We start from the raw sequence: 18,669 nt of genomic DNA on the forward strand, positions 1-18,669 counted from the left end.
AAAAAGCCTCATTTCGCCGGCACGCCGCGCGTACGGAGAAAACAGAATGGCAGCGCCAATGCAACCATCAGCGCAGCCGTCACCGGTAGATACGCCATGCCGTTCAGCGCCACCTGGCGTGTGGCGATAAAAGAACTGAGAGCGAGCCCAAGATTAAACGCCGAAACATTAAAGCTAGCCGATAAACGCGCATTGGCTTGCTCCGCCTCGACAATCGCCCAGGTCTGCACCATTGGTGCCGTCGCGAACGCGCCAAAACTCCAGAGCAATAAGAAAACGATGGGGTTGAATGAGCCGGCGCTCCAAAAGAGCCCGGCCAACCCGACACACTGCAGCAACACGGCGATAATCAGCGCCCTCTGCAAACCGAGCTGACCCGGCAGTACGCCCCCAAGGATGTTGCCCACTAAAGAGCCGCCTCCGACCATCGCCAGAACGAGCGCGACCGAGCCGACATCCAATGCGGCCACATGAGCAAGCCAAGGTTCGACATACGAGAAAAAGACAAAACCGCCGCCAAATGCCAATACGGTGAAACAGTACGGTCGGATTAACGCCGGATTGAACAGCGTGCTTCGCAGCAGCGCGCTACCTCGGGGTACCGGCAGCGCCGGCCCAAAACTTTCCGGCAAAACGAACTGCAACAAACCGCCGCTCACACATGCCACCACCGCTATCGCCTGGAACGGCGCCTGCCAACCATAATCCGCCGTCGCCAGCATCCCTAAGGGGACGCCCAGCACCATCGCCAGCGTCAGACCGGAAAACATCAAGGCGATGGCTATCGGCGCACGCCGCTCGTCGAAGATCATCGATAAACTGGCGGAGGCGATGCTGAAATAGACCCCATGTATCGCGCCGGCGACAATACGTAACGCCAACAAAGAAGCCAGGCTGGACGCCATCGCCGAAGCGGCGCTCACGACGGCAAAAAGCAACATCAAGCCGACGGCCAGAGAACGCGCGTGTAAAGATAGCGTCATTCGCGTCAGCAACGGTGCGCCAAGCGCAATTCCTGCCGCATAGGCGGTGACCAGCAATCCCATCTGCGACAGTGGCGCATCCAGCTCACCGGCCATTTGTCCCAACAGACCAATGACGATAAATTCGGACAGGCCTGCAGAAAATGCCGTGGCAGCAAGCACCGTCATCATCACGGCTGAAATGGCGTTTTTTGACATCGGACGTTCTCACTTCATAAAGGTTGCACACACAAAATCAGCCAGGCGCTCCCGCAAGACCGTGACCAGTTCAGGCCGATAAACGCGGCGATAGCACACGCACAACCCGCTTTCGCGCTCATATTCCCAAACGCCGGATTGCAGCAGCACGCCCTTACTGTCGCGCGCACCGATGAAAATGCGATCGCCACGCCGCCGACGGGTAATCGTCAGGCGATCAATGCCGTCCAGTCCGGCCAACTCCAGCAGCACTTTGTGAGCGGAGAGGGGATGCCAGGCGATGGTTTTTGACCAAGCACGCACTAAAGCCGGCCACTCCAGACGGCGAAAAAAATCCTCCCGAGTGAGCTGATCGAACACCACAACGATGGATGAAGATGAAGAAGCCGTCATTTGTCCCCCTGCATCGCCTTTCTCAGCAAGGCGGCATCATGAGGCCCGATCTCGAAAAATCCGCGACGCGCCAACATTCCCCAGTGAGAATCTGCGGTGAATTCCAGTCCCGCGACCTCTTTCAGCACCACTGGCTGAAAGTGTCTATTGAAAACAACGTCTTTACGGTGTGGGGTGAAACCGGGAAACTGTTCCACCTGATACACGTCGTCGTTTTGGAAAACACAGTGAAACTCGACGGTTTTCAACACGTCCCCGCCCCCCATCTCGCTGCGGGGGCAATAAATAAACACCTCGTCGCCGGAGCGGGTTTTCCGCAGCGGCCCGGCCTTGCCATGGCAGACTTGCAGAAATCCCGACTCAGCGGCAATACGAGCGTGAGCCTGCGATATAACGGCAATCCAATGTTTCATGCCAGCGGCTCCTCCTGGACGGCGAAAGCAGCGAGACGCTGCACGCTGTCAATGACATCGGCGCGCAATTTTTGCAACAGGGGTGGCGGCAATGCGCTCCCGTTCTCCCCCGGAATAGCGCAGATTGAATGGAGCAACTGAACGCTTTGCCGATCCTCACTCAGGGTCAGCGTATGGCCGAAAGAGAGCAATCCCATCGGGCTATTGGCCGTCGTAGTGAAATGCGAACCCTCAACCAATGCGGTCACATTAACCGCGATCGCGCCAGGGCCCCCGTTCGGTAGCACCGCGAAGCGTTTTCCTAAAACCAGGCCATTCTCCGCCGCATCAGTCCCCCGCAACGAAGCATCCCAGCGGTGCCAATTCGCCAATTCGTTCCAGGCGGCCCACACATGGGGGGCTGCGGTTACGGGAATTTCGACGGAGTGGTTGAAAATGAATGCGTTGCCGTTAGCGGTTGTCATGATGATAAAGCTCCTGATGAGTGGTTAAGGCCGCGACAATCGCGGTTTCACTGTCTTGGGAAGAGAAAATGCTGAACGCGCCGAAAACGGCCGGTTTGCCCTGGACAATGTCATGACGACCGACTTTTTCAGGTATCGCTTCAAAAGTCCCCACCACGACCGCTCCGATCTTGTTGTTCTGCAAGTCACGCAGGAACAGACCATCAATCGCGGCGGCCTGCATATCGATGTCTTTAGTCGCCAACGTGAGTGCTTCGGCGCGATTGCCATGTTCTATCGTCAGATACCCCTGCAGGCTCGCGGGGAACCACGCGGTGGCGACATAGCTGTTAACGCTTTCCAGCGTGACGGCTACGTCGTCGCACATCATGTCGGCCACATAGTCCCAATTGGCGTAGCGGTTGAGGATCAACAGCGGCGTCTCTTTCGGATCGGCATCCAACCTAGCCAAACGCTGGTCAAGCCGATAGTGTTGCCAAACCCCGCCGGCCATGCGCGTCGCGGCGGGCAGCTTACCCCGCTGCCGCCGAGGGATCAGGGCCTCGAAATCCTTTCGCGCAACATGCGTTACCGTTCCAGTGGCGCTCTCGCTCAGTTCGACAACATCGTGATGCACCACACAGCTAAAAGTCTCAGACATTGCCGTTCTCCATAATCATTGCGGCGTGAATACCCGAAAAGCCGCTGGCCGTTTTCAGCAGCGAGGCCATCGGGGCGGAAACCGCCTGCTCACGCGGAGGAACGGCTTCGTAGGCATCAACCGGCAGCGATTCCGCCGTGGGAGGCAATAGGCCGGTGGTCATCATCTTCCAGGCCAAAGCGATCTCGATCATATTGGCGCCACCTAACGCATGGCCATGATTCCCTTTAAAAGCGGTGATCGGCGGCAGATTTGGGCCAATGACATCGACAAGGGCTTGGTATTCAGCCTGATCGTTTTGCTGGGTTCCTGAAGCGTGCAGATTCACATGGTCGAGCGCCGCGCCCGTGATGTCGGCGTCCCATATCGCCCGTTCAATACTCTGACGAATGGAACTGCCGTCGGTTGCAATATCGGTCATATGGTATGCGCTTGATACGCAGCCATAGCCGGCAATATGCGGTACAGACGGCGTCGGTTCCTCTGTCGTCACCAAGATCGCGCCGCCGCCATCGGCAAATAAAAAACCGTCCCTGTCATGGCAGAATGGGCGTGACGGGCTACCCGACATGGCGGAGTCATAAGTGCGCGTCGCATTGATTTTGTTGAACGCCTCCAGTGCCAGTGGCGTCAAGCCGAAATCCAGTGACATGATGAGGGCCCGCTTCAGACCAAGACGAGGCATGGTGGTTTTCGCCAAGCCGATCGCCTGCAATCCCGCGCAGCATCCGGTAGGAACGCAGACGAACTTTGTCCCGGCACCATAGGCTGCCGTTTCCGCAAATACCGTCTCCATCGAGGAAAAATCCAACTGCTCAAGAGAAACCGGCCGGTCGGCGTAAATATCGTTTTCCACCTCAGCCAGATTGCCAACTGCGCTGGCGAAGAAGATGGCATCAACAGGCGCGTCAATTTCCAGTTGCTCGACGAGGCGGCGGATCGCCTCTTTAAACAACGAAGCGTAGGCGACGATGTCAGAACCACTGCCTGGCACCGTTTCGGCGACAAAAAAATCGCGCCGGCCGGGCAAGCGCGCATGGCCGTAGGCGACGGTACCTTGCAAGATCTGCCGCCAAATCTCATTTAAACTGCCGCCGAGCGGGCTTAGCGCGGCCGCATTGGTGATGTACAGCTTGCTCATTCTATAATCCTTGCAACGGCGCGCGCCCAAGCGGCGCCGCAGTGCAGTTTGATGGGTAATGCGATAAATTCGACCAACCGGGCCGCCTCAAAATCCTTGAGGTTTGCCAGCCGCTCAATCTGGAAATACGGACGTTGACGGCCCAGCACATGCGCAGGCCATAAGACCGAACGATCCCGAGTCGCGACAAATTCGCGCGACATCACCGCGAAAGGGGGATCGAGACTGAACGCATCGGTGCCAATCAGGGTGTATCCCCGATCCAATGCCGCCTCGACATAGGGGGCCGGCACACCTTTGAACTCGGTGAAATAACTTGATTCGCCATAGCGTTCGTAAGCGCCGGTAATGAAAAAGACCGCACGCGCCTGCCCTGCGTACCGGTCGAGACGCGCCAGATACTCTCGCCAGTCGAGCTCAACTTCATGCCCCGAAGAGATGCGATCGGTGAAAATAACGGCCTGGCCCATAAAGTTATCAATATCTGCCGCCGCGATGTCGAAGCCATCTGGCGAGTAATGCAGTGGCGCATCAATATGCGTGCCCTGATGGGTCGAAAGCGTGACGATCTCATTAGAAATACCGTAGCCATCCGGCCAATCTTCCGGTGTGATGTCGAAGCCACGGCACAGATGAGCTACGCCGGCAACGTGATCCAACGTATCAACCTGAATCGAGATAGGTTCACCGTTACCGGGATAGAGCGCCGTGGAAATACAGGTGAAAGGTTTCATGAAAACAGCTCCTGCGGTAAATGCGGATCGACTTCTTCATTTGGGGTACGGCGCAGCGCAGCCTCCGGCAGCGACTCGCCGCCGGCCAAAGCCATAATCTGCGAAAGCGCTTTCAACACGCCATATTCAGTCAACGGACACGGGGTTGCGCCGGCGTCGCCCAACGGGGTGACATGCGGAATGCGGCAATGCATGGCGAGTGGTTGCGGAACAGCAGCGCCGCTAAACAGCACGGCCTCAGGTGACACCCTTGCGCCTTCTTGCTGTTCTAACGCCGCATGCAGTTCGTCATCGGACAGCAAGTCATCCGGGAAACAAGAGCACCCCAACGATACACGCCCTCTACCCACCGGCACCCGAAAGAAAGTGCGCCTGTTGCCACCAGGCGCCGTTTCCGCCCAAAACCTCATGACGCCGTCATGACCTTTAGGTGAGACAGAAACGACGAGATAACGGCAAGCCGTGCGCGCGGAATGAACCACCTGATGCTGATAAGCTGGATCGTTTTTCACCGCTCTGGCTCCGCGACAATCGAAGACCCGGTCAAACCCCTGCAATTCGGCGATCTCACCGACCTCTCCGGTTATCCGGCGCGCCACCGATGCGCCATCAAGCAGTAACCTCGCCAATCGCGTTTTGTCGTAAACCAAGAAATCCTCGGTAGAGGCCAACCGAACTGTGCGCACGCGGGCTCCCTTACGCCAACTCACCTCGGTGAGAGACGGTGCCATTGCGGCAACCCATTCATCTTCCCCGCGTTCCCCCAGCGCGCTGAAAAATGGCCGACGCGGCACAATTTCAGGCATGCCGCTCGCGTGAGGGGTTCCCGGCTGAATCAACGTCGTTTCGCCCAAAGGGGCGAGCAAGCGCGCGGCCATGCCGGCAGTCACCCCGCCCCCTACAATTGCTATTCGCTGTCGCATGACGGGCGCTCCATCAATTTGCCGACATTTTCCCGCAGCAAACCAAACATCTTGCGCGCCATCGTGGGGGTATACGCCGCTTCATCTATCAGCATGCGCCGGCAGACGAACAAAATCCCCGGGTACTCCGCTTCCGTCCACCAATCGGCCGACAGCGCCTGAATACCCGGTGGTGGAATGAGGTGAATCACGGATATCCGAGAATCCGTACGTGTTCGTTCCACCTCGACCCGGTCCGCCTCAGGTCTGTCAGCATCGAAATGCAGGATAAAGCGCTGCCTGACAGCGCTTTCTTCAATCCGTTGAATGCCGCAAACCCGTTCCAGGCTGCCGAGCCAATGATCCAGCGACCAGATGAGCGCCAGCGGTTCAACGCCGTGCCGCACCCGCTGTTTGGTCAGCAGATTGAGACAAAGCTCAGACATTGTACTCACCGTTGCCAAGGCGCGCCCACGTGCTCAGCGCGGCATGAATGTGCTTTCTAATCAAAATAATGGCTTCATCCGCCTGAATATCGTCATGCAGTGAGAAACCGTGATAACTGATTAAACGGGTACGTCCATCGGCAAGTGGTTGGAAGCGCCAGCCGCCCTTGTGGCTGCGGAATCCTTTGGGCGGCAACGGTTGGGAAAAATCGATGATCCGATGCTCGTCATTGACATAACGCCAGGACTTAACAAAGTAATCTTGTTTAGTGCCCAGCTCCTCAATATGCATAATGAAACTTTGCAGCCGCCCATCATCCATATCTTCTTCAATTTTAGTGACGTGCGCCAACATCTCCGGCCACTTCCGATAATCCCGAATATAAGAAAAAACCGTATCTATATCCTGGGATATAATCGTGCTGCCTTGCAATACGAATGGAACATCGGTATGCAGCCAGCGATCCCGATGTTCGGCAAGGTAGTTAACCAAGTCGGCAAGCGTTGTGACATTATCCTCATCCAACGGAGCCGCGGAAAGCCCTAACGAAGAAACAATCTCCACCAGGGTCATTAACTCTTGGCTATCCAGACCAAGCCCCTGACGAATATCCTGTTCCATTTCCACACTGTCATTATTAGAGTCTATAACGCCTAATTCAAATAATGTATTAGTAACGTCCAAAGCGGCACGCCGAACACCACAATCATGCAACATGATAAGTTAATCCCTGAGCAGTTAATTATATTTTGTCTAACCAGAAACTTTTCTTTGCAGCACTAATATCGATCATGTGATTATTCATAGCCCAAGAGCTTTGCTGTTGCCTCAAGGCCTGAGAATTTTCCCACATGCTATCGTCGAAGAATTCCAACATGATATTTTGCAACCATGACTTCCCTTTTAGCGTAAGCAAGAGCTCCGCCCCATTATCCTGCATGAAGCCATCCAGAATAAGGCCGTTAATAATCGCGTTGAAATCCTCCCGGCATTCCGTTCCCCACGCCTTGCGGTAATGCGCCTTATCAATTCGATAGTACAGCAGATTGAAAATCATATAACGCTGACGACTTAGCTGTGGCGTAAGCTGAATGCTGGCAGTAGTGAAGGTGCTGTCCCCATTCTGCACGGCGTCGATATAGCGATCCACGCTCTTCGAAATCCCAGTACGCCGCTGGTTTATAAAGCTGTATGCCCCTGGGCCGATTCCCAACGCGTCGACACACTCCTTCATCGTCCAGTGATTGTATTTGGATTCAAAACCCGGCAGCGCGTAGTGTTCGTGCATGTAGTTGCGCATACCCGCCTCCGCGGCGAACTGGCCGATCATCGCTTGCATATCCTTGACCAACACGCTTTCCGCATCGGCGACAGGCGCCACCTTGCCGGCTTTAATCAACGCTTCTTGCCGCGTGCCCGGAGTAATGCGATACAAATAGGTCGTCAGATGTTTAATACCCAATTCATGGAGTACTTTAAAATCTTTTTCCCAATGCGCTAGCGTATGCCCCGGCATGTTATACATCATATCGAGTTGGATATGTTCTAATCCGGCATCTTGCAACATGCGGATGGAGTCAATCGTCTGCTGCGCTTTATGCGGTGAACCGACGGTGCGTAATACTTCAGGTTGGAAAGATTGAGCCCCCAGAGAAATCCGATTAATAATCGAATCAGCAATATAAACCGCTTTCTCTTTGGTGAAATCCTTAGCATTCCCTTCCAGGGTAATTTCACAGTCCTTCGCCAAATTAAAGTATCGAGTTAACGTTGTGAGAATTTTATCGAGATGGGTAATTTCCAACAGAGAACCAGTTCCGCCTCCGATGTATACCCCTCTCAACCGCGCATTGCCCCAGCGACGTGTTGCGGCATGGCGCTTCAAATCCAGAACCAAAGCGTCAACATAGCGGTCCAATAAATCTTGCGACTTTCCTTTATTCATCGGCAGCAGGTCAACAAAGTATGGGCACGCTTTACAACACACTCGGCAATAAGGGACTGAAAGATACATAACAAAATCAGTCCCATCGCTTTCAAGCGACAGCGATTTAATAAGATTATTCTCAGACTCGCCATCTGAGACATCATACATATCGGGTGGGTACAGAATGAATGGCATATAGCAGCGATTTTTGTACATTGCTCTTACTCCATATTGTTTTAGGCTAACTTTTTTGTGGTATGAAGAATATATCCGCCAAAACAAAAATCAAGTAAATTCTTTTACCATTTCGATACTAATTTAACGTTTTATTAATCTCATCACTCAACAAAAACCAAGGAGCTCGAAAAACAAACAGATTAATTGCATTTGTTAATGATAAAAAAACATAAAGAAAGCCAAAGTTTAATCGGTATGAAATAATTAACCAATGCTTAACGAAGCATTGGTTAATATATAGATAGCGAAATATATTTATCTATGCCAAGAAGGCGTCGATGAAGAGAGATAACTCTATGATGAAACCTGGCAATCCCGTAGGCGACACGCTGTCGCTAAAGGTGCAATTACCTAACCGACCAGCACCGCCGCATGACGCTGTAAAGCGGGCGCAGCACGCCCGCCCGCTTATCAGATAAGCTCCAGCGCGATCAGTTCTTCGATGGTTTGGCGGCGGCGGATCAGGCGAGGTTCGCCGTTTTCGAACAGCACCTCCGGCAACAGCGGACGGCTGTTGTAGTTGGAGGACATCGATGCGCCGTAGGCGCCAGTGTCGTGGAACACCAGATAATCGCCGATCTGGACCGGCGGCAGTTCGCGGGTTTCCACGCCGCCGCCCGCCTGCTGGGTGAACACGTCGCCGGATTCGCACAGCGGCCCGGCGATCACCGTTTCGCGCAGCGGTTGCCCCGAGGTATCGCGCCCATCGGCCGGCAACAGCGAAATATGGTGATAGCTGCCGTACATTGCCGGGCGCATCAAATCGTTAAAACCGGCGTCCACCAGCACGAAGTGGCGGCTGCCCATGTCTTTTACCGCCCGCACTTCGGCCACCAAGACGCCCGCTTCCGCCATCAGGAAACGCCCCGGTTCGATCTCCAGCTGCACCGGATGCCCCAGATGCGCGGCGATGCGTTCACGCGCCCGGTTCCACAACCCGAAATAGTGTTCGGTATCGATCGCCTCTTCGCCGTACTGGTACGGGATAGACAGGCCGCCGCCGGCGGAAATGGCGCTGATGTCATGACCGAGATCGATCACCTGCTGCACCATCGCATCGCAGACCCGTTCCAGATGCTGGTAATCGACGCCGGAACCGATGTGCATGTGCACGCCGATCAGCTTCAGGCCGTAGCGGAGGATCTTCTCCACCGCCTGCGGCAGGTCGGCATACCAGATACCGTGCTTGCTGTTCTCGCCGCCGGTGTTGGTTTTCTGGCTATGGCCGTGGCCAAACCCCGGGTTAATGCGCAGCCACACCGGGTGCCCTGCGGAAACCTGGCCGAGCTGATCCAGCATGTCGATGGAACCGGCGTTGACCGGGATCTTCAATTCGCTGACGCGCGCCAGCGTGGCGTGATCCAACACGTCCGCAGTAAACACGATCTCGCTCGGTTCGCCGCCCGGCTGAAAACCGGCCCGCAGCGCCCGCTCGATCTCGCCCAGCGACACCGAATCCACCTTCACGCCCTGCTCGCGCATCAAGCGCAAAATATGAATGTTCGAACAGGCCTTCTGCGCGAAACGGACGGTATCGAAATGGCGCAGCTGAGCGATGCGCTGGCTGATGATGTCCGCATCATAGGCCCAGACCGGGCAGCCGAAACGTTGCGGCAAGGCCAACAGGTTAGCGGCGTTCAACGCGGTGGAGGTGTCGTGCAACGGGCGTGGCATGGCGATATTCCCAATTCGAAAATGACGGCAGATAACGCCATAGTGCCGCACGCTGAATCGGGTGGAAAATATCTATTTAGCCGTAGTCTATTCATTTATGATATGGCATTCCCCTTAATCGAGCGGCCTCACCATGCACAGCATCTCTTTGCGGCAGATCGAAATTTTTCGGGCGGTGATGACCACCGGCAACCTGACCGAGGCGGCGGCCCTGCTGCAGACCTCGCAACCGACCGTCAGCCGCGAGCTGGCGCGCTTTGAGAAGCTGATCCGGCTGCAGCTGTTCGACCGGGTGCGCGGTCGCTTGTCCCCCACGGTGCAGGGCCTACGGTTGTTCGAAGAGGTGCAGCGCTCCTATTACGGCCTCGATCGCATCGTCAACGCCGCCGCCGGCATTCGCCAGTTTCAGCAGGCGCAGCTGTCGATCGTGTGCCTGCCGGTATTTTCTCAATCGCTGCTGCCGGCGGTGTGTCGGCCCTTTATCGAACGTTACCCGGAAGTCAGCTTCAGCGTCATCCCGCAAGAGTCGCCGCTGCTGGAAGAGTGGCTGTCTGCCCAGCGTCACGATCTCGGGCTGACGGAAACCACCCTGACGCCGGCGGGCACCGAGCGGGTGACGTTGATGACGTTGAACGAAGTCTGCGTGCTGCCGACGGGCCACCCGTTGCTGATGAAAGATCGGCTGACGCCGCAGGACTTCGCCGGGCAGAACTTTATCAGCCTGTCGAGCACCGACAGCTATCGCCACCTGCTGGATGCGCTGTTCGGCGAACAGGGCGTCGAGCGCCGCATGGTGATGGAAACGCACAGCGCGGCGTCGGTGTGCGCCATGGTGAGGGCCGGCGTGGGGGTGTCGATCGTCAACCCGCTGACGGCGCTCGACTATGCCGGTAACGGTGTGCACGTGCGGCCGTTCAGCATCGACGTGCCGTTCACCGTCAGCCTGATCCGGCCGCTGCACCGCCCTTCATCGGCGCTGGTCACCGCCTTTATCGACCACCTTCATCAGCAGGCCGCCGCCTTTGCCGCCCGGCTGGCCGCCGCCGTCAGGCGCTGAAAGCGGCGTGGGAATATTGCCGAAGCATCAGCGCAGCGTCGCCTGCCACTGCGGATCGGTGGCGAACCACTCCACCAGAAAGTCCAGCATGGTGCGCAAGGTGGCGGGCATCTGGCGGCGTGAGGTATAGATGCCGTAGATGCCCATCGACTGCGGCCGGTAATCCGGCAGCAGTTCGACCAGCTCGCCGCTGGCCAGCAGCGGCGCCGCCGAATAATAGGGCTGCATGGAAATGCCTGCCCCCTGCACCGTGCCGGCCATCAGCACCACCGACTCGTTGGCGCTCAGGTTGCCGCTGACCGCCACCGCCGATTTCACGCCCTGAGCATCGAAGTGCCACAGGCTTTTGCCGAAATAGGAGTAGGTCAGGCAGTTGTGCAACGCCAGATCCTGCGGTTGACGCGGGGTGCCGTGCGCCGCCAGATACGCCGGCGCGGCGCACACCACCGATGCGCAGGTGGACAGCGGGCGGGCGATCAGGTTGGGATCCAGCTCGTTGGTGATGCGCAGCGCCAGATCGATGCGCTCTTCCACCAGGTTCACCGCCCGGTTGTTCATCTGCAGATCGACCGCCACCTGCGGGTGACGCTTCAGATACTGAGCGACGGCCCCCACCAGCGCCGTTTGCCCGAGCGACTGCGAACAGGTGATGCGCAGCAGGCCGCGCAGCTCATCGCTCTGCCCTTCCTCCACCAGGTCGATCTCCCCCGCCAGCGCCAGCATTTGTCGGCAGCGCTCCAAAGTACGCTCACCGGCGTCGGTCAGACTAAGCTTACGGGTAGTGCGATGCAGTAAACGTGCCCCGGCCCATTGCTCCATCTGCGCCAGGTAGCGCGTCACCATCGCGCGCGACATCTCCAGCGTTTCCGCGGCGGCGATCATGCTGCCGCGATCGACGATGGTGACAAAAACCTCAGCGGCGGTAATGCGATCCATGAATTAGTCCGATTTATGCAACGAATAATTGCTTATTATCCGGTTTTTCTATCGCTTTATGCAACCTAACATCATTACAACATTAACTGATACCTAAGGACCTCTGCCCATGTTTAAAAAATCACTGTTAACTCTGGCCTTCACCGGCGTCGCCACCCTGAGCACTTACGCCACCGCTGCCGATACCCTGACCATGGAAGTGTATAACCCGGGCGAGAAAAGCGTGTTCCCGGTGTCTTCCGAAATCATCAGCGGCAAACACGAAGTGGCACTGATCGACGCTCAGTTCCAGCGTAACGATGCTGAAGAGTTGGTGAAAAAGATCAAGGCGACCGGCAAGAAGCTGACCACCGTTTATATCAGCCACTCAGACCCGGATTTCTATTTCGGTCTGGACGTGATCAAGGCGGCCTTCCCGGAGGCGAAAATCATCGCTTCGCCTGGCACCATCAAAGACATCAATGCGACCAAAGACGGTAAAGTTGCCTACTGGGGCCCGATCCTGAAAGACAACGCGCCGAAAACCGTGATCGTGCCGCAGCCGCTGCAGGGCGACAGCTTCACCATCGACGGCCAGAAAGTGGAAGTGAAAGGCCTGAACGGCCCGACCCCGGATCGCACCTTCGTATGGATCCCGGCGCTGAAAGCGGTCGTGGGCGGTGTCGCGGTCGCCGGTGACAACATCCATCCGTGGATCGCCGACAACCAGAGCGTACAATCGCGCCAGCACTGGCAGCAGACGCTGAAAAACATCGAGGCACTGAAGCCACAGGTCGTCGTGCCGGGCCACTTCCTGCCGGGTGCAGCGCAAACGCTGGCATCGGTGCACTTTACCCAAAAATACCTGACCACGCTGGAAGCTGAGCTGCCGAAAGCCAAGGATTCCGCCGCGCTGATTGAAGCGATGAAAAAACACTACCCGACGCTGAAAGACGAGTCGAGCCTGGAACTGAGCGCGAAAGTGCTGAAAGGCGAGATGAAGTGGCCGCAATAAGCGCCCGTGCGTGATTGAACCAGCCCTGGCGCCGCGGTGAACTGCCGCGCGCCAAGCGAGGAGTAAAAATGACCGAAACCACTCTGCATTATATTTTCGATCCGCTGTGCGGCTGGTGCTACGGCGCCGCGCCGCTGGTGAAAGCGGCTCAGAGCCTCCCCGGGCTGAAGGTGGTGCCGCACGCCGGCGGCATGATGACCGGTAACAACCGCCGCCAAATCACCGACGAATGGCGCAACTACGTCATTCCGCACGACAAACGCATCGCCGAGATGACGGGCCAGCCTTTTGGCGAAGCCTATTTCAACGGCCTGCTGCGCGACACCACGGCGGTGATGGATTCCGAGCCGCCGATCACCGCTATCCTGGCGGCGGAAAAGCTGGCGGGACGCGGGCTGGACATGCTGCACCGCATTCAGCAGGCACACTATCAGGAAGGCCGGCGCATCGCCGACACGCCGGTGCTGGAAGCGTTGGCGAAAGAGCTGGGGTTGCCTTCGGCGGCGTTTATCGCCGAAATGCGTTTCAGCAGCGGCGCGCCGACCGCGCAACACATCGCGGAAAGCCGGGCGCTGCTGGCCAAAGTGCAAGGCCAGGGCTTCCCGACCTTTGCGCTACAGGACAGCGAAGGCCGCCTGCATCTGCTGCCGGCCGGCAACTATCTGGGTAATGTAGAAGCCTGGAAAAACCTGCTGGGCGCCGCCGCGCTGGCGTAACCAACCTTTCTCGCCCCGGCTGCCGGGGCGGGTCATTCGACCCGCACGAACCGCCCTTCAGCCCGTACGTTGTGACCGAACCCGCAATCCCCGCGCGTGTGCATCTCCAACGTTTGCTCGCCAAACGCCAAGGTGACGTCGCAGACCTGCGCGCTTTCCGAGTCATGCTGATGATAAACAGCTTTGCCGTGCTCGATCGGCAGTTCGGCGGTGAAGTCGCCCATGTTCGGGCCGTAATACAGCCCCATCTGCGGCATGGCGTAGCCGGAGAAATCGATCAGCCAGCGCTCGCCCTGCGGCCTCACCACCACTTCGCTCCACACGCCGCGCCCGGCGTATTGCCAATACACGCCGCCCGGCCCCTGCGGCTGCGGCCGCTGCGCCAGCCGTTGGCGCAACAGGCTCATGTTGTGCTGCGATTTGTCATCGTGCGGCGCCAGCGCCAGATAGGCCTGCGCCTTGAGCAATTCGCCGGCGTGCATCAGCGACAGCGCCACGTTGTTGTAGGCCGTGGCGACGGCCTGCTCGCTCAGGCCGCAAAACTCGCTCCAGGCCGCCTGATCGCGAAAGATGTCGGCAGCTTTGGCGTAATCCTGCCGCTGATAGGCCTTTTTTCCCAGCTCGGCGTAGCTCGCCACCTTTTGACAATCGGCGGCGATGTCCGGCTCGTCAATGTGCGCCCAGGCCCGGGCGCTGGCGAAGACGCCGCAGGTCAGCAACAGGGGAACCCAAGCCTTCATCGTTTATCCTTTCTGCAAAAATTCGGCGCCAGTATAACCGCCCGGCGGCGGAGTGTATGCCGCAATTGCGCCTATCTGCGCACCGCTGACGATTCAACCGCCTTATTTCAAACGGTTAGCGAGGTCAAAACTGCTTACAGTCGCGGTTTGTTTGTTACCGGCCCGCGGCCCATGCTGAACAAAATGCCGCAATTAACGAGTCGCTATGAACGCAACCCCCTTGCAGAAACACGCCGTTTGGCAGCTGATCAAACCCTTTTGGGTGTCGGAGGAGCGATGGCGCGCCTGGATGATGCTGATCGCCATCATCGTCCTGTCGCTCGGTCTGGTCTATATCAGCGTGCAGATCAACCAATGGAACCAGGTGTTCTACGATGCGCTGCAGAACAAAAACTACCCGGTATTCAAGGCGCAGTTGTGGCGCTTTACCTATCTGGCGCTGATCTTCATCGTGCTGGCGGTCTACAAGATCTACCTGACTCAGGGGCTGCAGATGCGCTGGCGGCGCTGGATGACGGAAAAGTTCATGGAAAAATGGCTGGCGCACCAGGCGTATTACCACACCGAGCAGCAGCAGATCGTCGATAACCCCGATCAGCGTATTGCCGAAGATCTCAACGTGCTGACCCAATATACCCTGTCGCTGTCGCTCGGGCTGCTCTCCAGCCTGGTGACGCTGTTTTCCTTTATCGACATCTTGTGGCACGTCAGCGGGCCGATGACCTTCGCGCTCGGCCAGCACGCCATCACGCTGCCCGGTTATATGGTGTGGTTCGCGCTGCTGTATGCGGTGCTGGGATCGCTGCTGATCTGGTGGGTCGGCAAACCGCTGGTCATGCTGGGCTTCAATCAGGAACGGTACGAGGCGAACTTCCGTTTCGGCCTGATCCGCATCCGCGAAAACAACGACGCCATCGCGCTGTACCACGGCGAACCGCGCGAGGCGCAGCAGCTGGGCGATCGTTTCGACACCATTCGCAGCAACTGGTGGGCAATTATGCGCATCACCCGGCGGCTGAACATCGCCACCAACTTCTACGGCCAGTTCGCCATCGTGTTTCCCCTGCTGGTGGCCGCGCCGCGCTACTTCTCCGGCGCTATTCAGATGGGCGGCCTGATGCAGATAGCCTCAGCCTTCGGCCAGGTGCAAGGTGCGCTGTCATGGTTTATCGACGCGTTTAACGATTTGGCGACCTGGAAAGCCTGCGTCAACCGTTTGGCCGGCTTCAACGCCGCCGTCGATCAGGTGCATCATCAGCCGCGCGGCATTCAGCTGCGGGAAGAGACCGCCCATCCGTTAACGCTGGATAACCTCAGCCTGAACTTGCCCGACGGCCAGCCGCTGCTGGCCGGCGCCGAGATGACGCTGCAACGCGGCGAACGCCTGCTGATCGTCGGCCCTTCCGGCTGCGGCAAGTCGACGCTGCTGCGGGCCATCGCCGGTATCTGGCCTTACGGCGCGGGGACTATCGGGGTAGCGGCCAACGCCAACACGCTGTTCCTGCCGCAGCGCAGCTACATTCCGATCGGCACGCTGCGCGAAGCGTTGAGCTACCCGAGCCTGGCGTCGGAATACAGCGATCCGCATCTGATGCGGGTGCTGGAAAACTGCCGCCTGAAGCACCTGCAGCGCTGGCTGGATACCTCCGCCAACTGGAGCCATCGCCTGTCGCCGGGCGAGCAACAGCGGCTGGCGTTCGCCCGCGCCCTGTTGATTCGCCCGAGCATCCTGTTCCTCGACGAGGCCACCAGCGCGCTGGACGACGAAACCGAACAGTTGATGTACTGCCTGCTGGTGGATGAACTGCCGGACGTAACGCTGATCAGCGTGGCGCACCGCAACAGCGTGGCGAAGTACCACCAGACCTGCTGGCGCTTCAGCCGCAGCGAAGATCAACCGGCGCGCCTGGCGCTGAGCCCGCTGCCGGTATAACCCGCAGACCGACGGCGTTCGTTCAGATGCCGTCGGTTTGCACGTCTTCGCATTTCACCCGGCGGCGCTCATGCCACAGGCTCGTCAGGCCGCGTTTGCCGCACGCCAGCGCCACCTCGCGAAACTCATCCAGGCTCAACCCGTCGCGCTCCAGCATCATTTCCGCCGCCAGCTGCATATTGACGCCGGTCAGCACTTCGCAATCGCCCTGCGCATCCGCCAGTTCGCAGGCGCAGCGGAACGGCGAGCCGCCGAGCATGTCGGTGAGAAACACCACGCCGTCCGGTTGCGCCACCGCCGCCAGCGCCGAGCGCAAGGCGTCGTTGAGCTGCGCGGTGCTCATCTGTTCAGGGAAATCGACCGCCGCGCAGTGCGGCTGCGGCCCCACCACCTGCTCCACCGCCTGCAACAGCCCGGTGGCGAAGCCGCCGTGGCCGGTAATCACAATGCCTGGCATACCCCACTCCTCACAAAATGCCGATAAATTTGCCCGCTACGCCGATCGCTACGGTGACGCCAATCAGCTTCACCGGCGAGAAGCCGCGCTTCATCAGGAAGAAAATGAGCAGCGTGAAGCACAGCGGCAACAGGTTGGGCATCAACTTGTCCAACACGTCTGTCTGCAGCGCCACGCTGGCCTTGCCGGCATGCATGACCAGCGGCGTGGACAGGTGCACATACGAGGCCACCAGTGCGCCGATCACCGTCATGCCGACGATCGACGCGGCATGAGAAATGCGCCGGGTGTGGGTCTTCAACAGCGCCAGCGCGCTGGTGCCGGCCTGATAGCCGTAGTGCGCCAGCCCAAAGCGCAGGCCGAAGTGGAACAGGTTGAACAGCAGCAGGAAGACGATCGGCCCGAACAGGCTGCCCTCCAGCGCCAGCGAAGCGCCTATCCCGGCGCAAATTGGCAGCAGCGTCAGCCAAAACAGCGCGTCGCCGATGCCGCCGAGCGGCCCCATCAGCGCCACTTTCACCGCGCGAATGGTGGAGATCTTCTCCTTGTTCTGTTCCATCGCCAGCACCAGGCCGGACAGGAAGGTGACGTCGAACGGGTGCACGTTGATAAATTCCATGTGCATCTTCATCGAGTTGGCCAGATCCTGCGGGTTGCGGTGGATCTTGCGCAGCCCGGGGATCAGCTGATACAGCCAGCCGCCGGCCTGCATGCGTTCATAGTTGAACGACGCCTGCAGCAGCAGCGAACGCCAGGCCATGCGGTTGATGTCGCCACGCGTCAGCGCTTCGGCGGGTTGGCTGTCCAGGTAGTCGTCCTGCTCCACCTGGCTGGTGGCCAGCGCCTGCGCCATGCGTTGCTCGGCCTTTTGCGCCAGCAGATCGTCGGAATCGTTAAATGCCATCTTCGGCGTCCTCCTGCGGAGCGGGCCGGGCCGTCGCCTCTGCCGCGCCGCGTTGCGTGTTGAAGAAGTCGATCAGGGCGATCGCCAGGGCACCCAGCGCCACCGCCAGGATCGGCAGCTTGAGGAACGTGACCGAGATGAAGCCAAGGATAAAATAGGCCACGTAGGTTTTTTTCATCATCACCTTCATCAGCAGCGAGAAGCCGATCGCCGGCATCATGCCGCCCGCCACCGCCAACCCGTCCAGCAGCCAGCCCGGCGCCTTCTGCACCATGGCGCTGGCCGCATCGGCGCCGAAGTAAATCGGCAGGAATGCCACCACGAAATAGAAGATGAACAGGATGCTGATGCCGAGATAGTTCACCCGTTCGATGCCGCGCCAGTTCAGCTCCTTCACCATGCGATCGCAGCGGTGCATCATCGGCGAGAACAGCGTAAACAGCAGCGTGATGCAGCCCTGCACCGCAATCGAGAACGGTACCGCCACGCCGATCGCCACTTTCGGGTCGGCCTTGGTCAGAATGGCGAACGCGGTGCCGATCACCCCGCCAATCACCACGTTAGGCGGTTGGGCGCCCGCCAGCGGCACCATCCCCATCCACACCAGCTCCAGCGTGCCGCCCACCAGCAACCCGGTGTAGACATCGCCCAAAATCAGCCCCACCAGCGGCCCCATCACCACCGGCCGGTGGAAGTGGGTCAGGCCGTCGAACAGGTCAACCCCCGCCAGCCCGGCCAACAGCGCAATCAATAACGCATCCGTCAACATGCTTTCCCCC

Annotated in this window: 21 protein-coding genes; 4 read left to right on the forward strand and 17 right to left on the reverse strand. The window is 58.4% G+C overall.

The window, feature by feature from the left end; all coding sequences use genetic code 11:
• Positions 1-8 precede the first annotated feature (8 nt).
• The 12 genes from WCL58_RS20055 to lysA form a co-directional block, all read right to left on the reverse strand.
• Positions 9-1,181: an MFS transporter gene (locus tag WCL58_RS20055; protein WP_141960079.1), complete on the reverse strand. Its 1,173-nt coding sequence runs from the start codon at positions 1,179-1,181 to the stop codon at positions 9-11.
• A gap of 9 nt (positions 1,182-1,190) precedes the next feature.
• A complete protein-coding gene (locus WCL58_RS20060; RefSeq protein WP_185741752.1) occupies positions 1,191-1,574 on the reverse strand; it encodes a hypothetical protein in 384 nt (127 codons plus the stop codon).
• Entirely contained in the window at positions 1,571-1,987 is a 417-nt protein-coding gene (locus tag WCL58_RS20065) for an EVE domain-containing protein (protein WP_141960082.1), read from the reverse strand. Before WCL58_RS20065 ends, WCL58_RS20060 begins: the two co-directional genes overlap by 4 nt.
• Positions 1,984-2,451 carry a hypothetical protein gene (locus tag WCL58_RS20070; RefSeq protein ID WP_141960084.1) on the reverse strand — a complete coding sequence of 156 codons (468 nt, stop codon included), beginning with the start codon at positions 2,449-2,451 and terminating at the stop codon, positions 1,984-1,986. The genes WCL58_RS20065 and WCL58_RS20070 overlap by 4 nt, the downstream gene beginning before the upstream one ends.
• Positions 2,438-3,091: a hypothetical protein gene (locus WCL58_RS20075; RefSeq protein ID WP_141960086.1), complete on the reverse strand. Its 654-nt coding sequence runs from the start codon at positions 3,089-3,091 to the stop codon at positions 2,438-2,440. Before WCL58_RS20075 ends, WCL58_RS20070 begins: the two co-directional genes overlap by 14 nt.
• Positions 3,084-4,232: a hypothetical protein gene (locus tag WCL58_RS20080; RefSeq protein WP_141960088.1), complete on the reverse strand. Its 1,149-nt coding sequence runs from the start codon at positions 4,230-4,232 to the stop codon at positions 3,084-3,086. Before WCL58_RS20080 ends, WCL58_RS20075 begins: the two co-directional genes overlap by 8 nt.
• Entirely contained in the window at positions 4,229-4,966 is a 738-nt protein-coding gene (locus WCL58_RS20085; protein ID WP_141960090.1) for a cyclase family protein, read from the reverse strand. Before WCL58_RS20085 ends, WCL58_RS20080 begins: the two co-directional genes overlap by 4 nt.
• A complete protein-coding gene (locus WCL58_RS20090) occupies positions 4,963-5,772 on the reverse strand; it encodes a hypothetical protein (protein WP_141960092.1) in 810 nt (269 codons plus the stop codon). Before WCL58_RS20090 ends, WCL58_RS20085 begins: the two co-directional genes overlap by 4 nt.
• Before the next feature lie 101 nt (positions 5,773-5,873).
• A complete protein-coding gene (locus tag WCL58_RS20095; RefSeq protein ID WP_141960094.1) occupies positions 5,874-6,314 on the reverse strand; it encodes a hypothetical protein in 441 nt (146 codons plus the stop codon).
• On the reverse strand, positions 6,307-7,032 hold the full coding sequence (locus WCL58_RS20100) for an SRPBCC family protein (RefSeq protein ID WP_141960096.1): 726 nt from the start codon (positions 7,030-7,032) through the stop codon (positions 6,307-6,309). The genes WCL58_RS20095 and WCL58_RS20100 overlap by 8 nt, the downstream gene beginning before the upstream one ends.
• 25 nt (positions 7,033-7,057) lie before the next feature.
• Positions 7,058-8,458, reverse strand: coding sequence for a coproporphyrinogen-III oxidase family protein (locus WCL58_RS20105; RefSeq protein ID WP_141960098.1), 1,401 nt, complete (start codon positions 8,456-8,458; stop codon positions 7,058-7,060).
• Between the two features lie 432 nt (positions 8,459-8,890).
• The gene (gene lysA, locus WCL58_RS20110; RefSeq protein WP_336851524.1) at positions 8,891-10,153 is read right to left on the reverse strand and encodes a diaminopimelate decarboxylase; all 1,263 of its coding nucleotides are present in this window, start codon (positions 10,151-10,153) and stop codon (positions 8,891-8,893) included.
• Positions 10,154-10,286: 133 nt separating this feature from the next.
• Between lysA and WCL58_RS20115 the strand changes: the two genes are divergently transcribed.
• On the forward strand, positions 10,287-11,210 hold the full coding sequence (locus tag WCL58_RS20115) for a LysR family transcriptional regulator (protein ID WP_336851525.1): 924 nt from the start codon (positions 10,287-10,289) through the stop codon (positions 11,208-11,210).
• 27 nt (positions 11,211-11,237) lie between these two features.
• Here the strand turns inward: WCL58_RS20115 and WCL58_RS20120 are convergent, their stop codons facing one another.
• The gene (locus tag WCL58_RS20120) at positions 11,238-12,146 is read right to left on the reverse strand and encodes a LysR family transcriptional regulator (RefSeq protein ID WP_015378928.1); all 909 of its coding nucleotides are present in this window, start codon (positions 12,144-12,146) and stop codon (positions 11,238-11,240) included.
• Between the two features lie 109 nt (positions 12,147-12,255).
• Between WCL58_RS20120 and WCL58_RS20125 the strand changes: the two genes are divergently transcribed.
• The gene (locus WCL58_RS20125; RefSeq protein ID WP_180547644.1) at positions 12,256-13,140 is read left to right on the forward strand and encodes an MBL fold metallo-hydrolase; all 885 of its coding nucleotides are present in this window, start codon (positions 12,256-12,258) and stop codon (positions 13,138-13,140) included.
• 68 nt (positions 13,141-13,208) lie between these two features.
• Positions 13,209-13,856, forward strand: a complete 648-nt coding sequence (locus tag WCL58_RS20130; protein WP_038878652.1) for a DsbA family protein — start codon at positions 13,209-13,211, stop codon at positions 13,854-13,856.
• A gap of 32 nt (positions 13,857-13,888) precedes the next feature.
• Here WCL58_RS20130 and WCL58_RS20135 read toward each other — a convergent pair whose 3' ends face one another.
• Complete coding sequence (locus WCL58_RS20135; RefSeq protein WP_087763667.1) at positions 13,889-14,596, reverse strand: tetratricopeptide repeat protein; 708 nt, start codon at positions 14,594-14,596, stop codon at positions 13,889-13,891.
• Positions 14,597-14,801: 205 nt separating this feature from the next.
• On the opposite strand from WCL58_RS20135, the gene WCL58_RS20140 reads away from it, so the two are divergent.
• Positions 14,802-16,529, forward strand: a complete 1,728-nt coding sequence (locus tag WCL58_RS20140) for an SbmA/BacA-like family transporter (RefSeq protein WP_197830801.1) — start codon at positions 14,802-14,804, stop codon at positions 16,527-16,529.
• Between the two features lie 22 nt (positions 16,530-16,551).
• On the opposite strand, the gene agaF is transcribed toward WCL58_RS20140, so the two are convergent.
• Genes agaF through agaW form a run of 3 tightly spaced genes read right to left on the reverse strand, consistent with a single transcriptional unit; the run spans position 16,552 to position 18,659 of the window.
• Complete coding sequence (gene agaF, locus WCL58_RS20145) at positions 16,552-16,986, reverse strand: PTS galactosamine/N-acetylgalactosamine transporter subunit IIA (RefSeq protein ID WP_100396825.1); 435 nt, start codon at positions 16,984-16,986, stop codon at positions 16,552-16,554.
• 10 nt (positions 16,987-16,996) lie between these two features.
• Positions 16,997-17,890 carry a PTS system mannose/fructose/sorbose family transporter subunit IID gene (locus tag WCL58_RS20150; RefSeq protein WP_016929936.1) on the reverse strand — a complete coding sequence of 298 codons (894 nt, stop codon included), beginning with the start codon at positions 17,888-17,890 and terminating at the stop codon, positions 16,997-16,999.
• Positions 17,880-18,659 carry a PTS N-acetylgalactosamine transporter subunit IIC gene (gene agaW / locus WCL58_RS20155; protein ID WP_019455697.1) on the reverse strand — a complete coding sequence of 260 codons (780 nt, stop codon included), beginning with the start codon at positions 18,657-18,659 and terminating at the stop codon, positions 17,880-17,882. The genes WCL58_RS20150 and agaW overlap by 11 nt, the downstream gene beginning before the upstream one ends.
• Positions 18,660-18,669: the final 10 nt, after the last annotated feature.

It is taken from the genome of Serratia sp. TMDUHS_CL (assembly GCF_037137105.1).
In the GTDB taxonomy this organism is placed as follows: Bacteria; Pseudomonadota; Gammaproteobacteria; order Enterobacterales; family Enterobacteriaceae; genus Serratia; species Serratia nevei.

Coding starts and splice junctions, on each gene's coding strand:
- WCL58_RS20055 (WP_141960079.1), bottom strand. CDS start 1,181: ATGTCAAAAAACGCCATTTCAGCCGTGATGATGACGGTGCTTGCTGCC.
- WCL58_RS20060 (WP_185741752.1), bottom strand. CDS start 1,574: ATGACGGCTTCTTCATCTTCATCCATCGTTGTGGTGTTCGATCAGCTC.
- WCL58_RS20065 (WP_141960082.1), bottom strand. CDS start 1,987: ATGAAACATTGGATTGCCGTTATATCGCAGGCTCACGCTCGTATTGCC.
- WCL58_RS20070 (WP_141960084.1), bottom strand. CDS start 2,451: ATGACAACCGCTAACGGCAACGCATTCATTTTCAACCACTCCGTCGAA.
- WCL58_RS20075 (WP_141960086.1), bottom strand. CDS start 3,091: ATGTCTGAGACTTTTAGCTGTGTGGTGCATCACGATGTTGTCGAACTG.
- WCL58_RS20080 (WP_141960088.1), bottom strand. CDS start 4,232: ATGAGCAAGCTGTACATCACCAATGCGGCCGCGCTAAGCCCGCTCGGC.
- WCL58_RS20085 (WP_141960090.1), bottom strand. CDS start 4,966: ATGAAACCTTTCACCTGTATTTCCACGGCGCTCTATCCCGGTAACGGT.
- WCL58_RS20090 (WP_141960092.1), bottom strand. CDS start 5,772: ATGCCTGAAATTGTGCCGCGTCGGCCATTTTTCAGCGCGCTGGGGGAA.
- WCL58_RS20095 (WP_141960094.1), bottom strand. CDS start 6,314: ATGTCTGAGCTTTGTCTCAATCTGCTGACCAAACAGCGGGTGCGGCAC.
- WCL58_RS20100 (WP_141960096.1), bottom strand. CDS start 7,032: ATGTTGCATGATTGTGGTGTTCGGCGTGCCGCTTTGGACGTTACTAAT.
- WCL58_RS20105 (WP_141960098.1), bottom strand. CDS start 8,458: ATGTACAAAAATCGCTGCTATATGCCATTCATTCTGTACCCACCCGAT.
- lysA (WP_336851524.1), bottom strand. CDS start 10,153: ATGCCACGCCCGTTGCACGACACCTCCACCGCGTTGAACGCCGCTAAC.
- WCL58_RS20115 (WP_336851525.1), top strand. CDS start 10,287: ATGCACAGCATCTCTTTGCGGCAGATCGAAATTTTTCGGGCGGTGATG.
- WCL58_RS20120 (WP_015378928.1), bottom strand. CDS start 12,146: ATGGATCGCATTACCGCCGCTGAGGTTTTTGTCACCATCGTCGATCGC.
- WCL58_RS20125 (WP_180547644.1), top strand. CDS start 12,256: ATGTTTAAAAAATCACTGTTAACTCTGGCCTTCACCGGCGTCGCCACC.
- WCL58_RS20130 (WP_038878652.1), top strand. CDS start 13,209: ATGACCGAAACCACTCTGCATTATATTTTCGATCCGCTGTGCGGCTGG.
- WCL58_RS20135 (WP_087763667.1), bottom strand. CDS start 14,596: ATGAAGGCTTGGGTTCCCCTGTTGCTGACCTGCGGCGTCTTCGCCAGC.
- WCL58_RS20140 (WP_197830801.1), top strand. CDS start 14,802: ATGAACGCAACCCCCTTGCAGAAACACGCCGTTTGGCAGCTGATCAAA.
- agaF (WP_100396825.1), bottom strand. CDS start 16,986: ATGCCAGGCATTGTGATTACCGGCCACGGCGGCTTCGCCACCGGGCTG.
- WCL58_RS20150 (WP_016929936.1), bottom strand. CDS start 17,890: ATGGCATTTAACGATTCCGACGATCTGCTGGCGCAAAAGGCCGAGCAA.
- agaW (WP_019455697.1), bottom strand. CDS start 18,659: ATGTTGACGGATGCGTTATTGATTGCGCTGTTGGCCGGGCTGGCGGGG.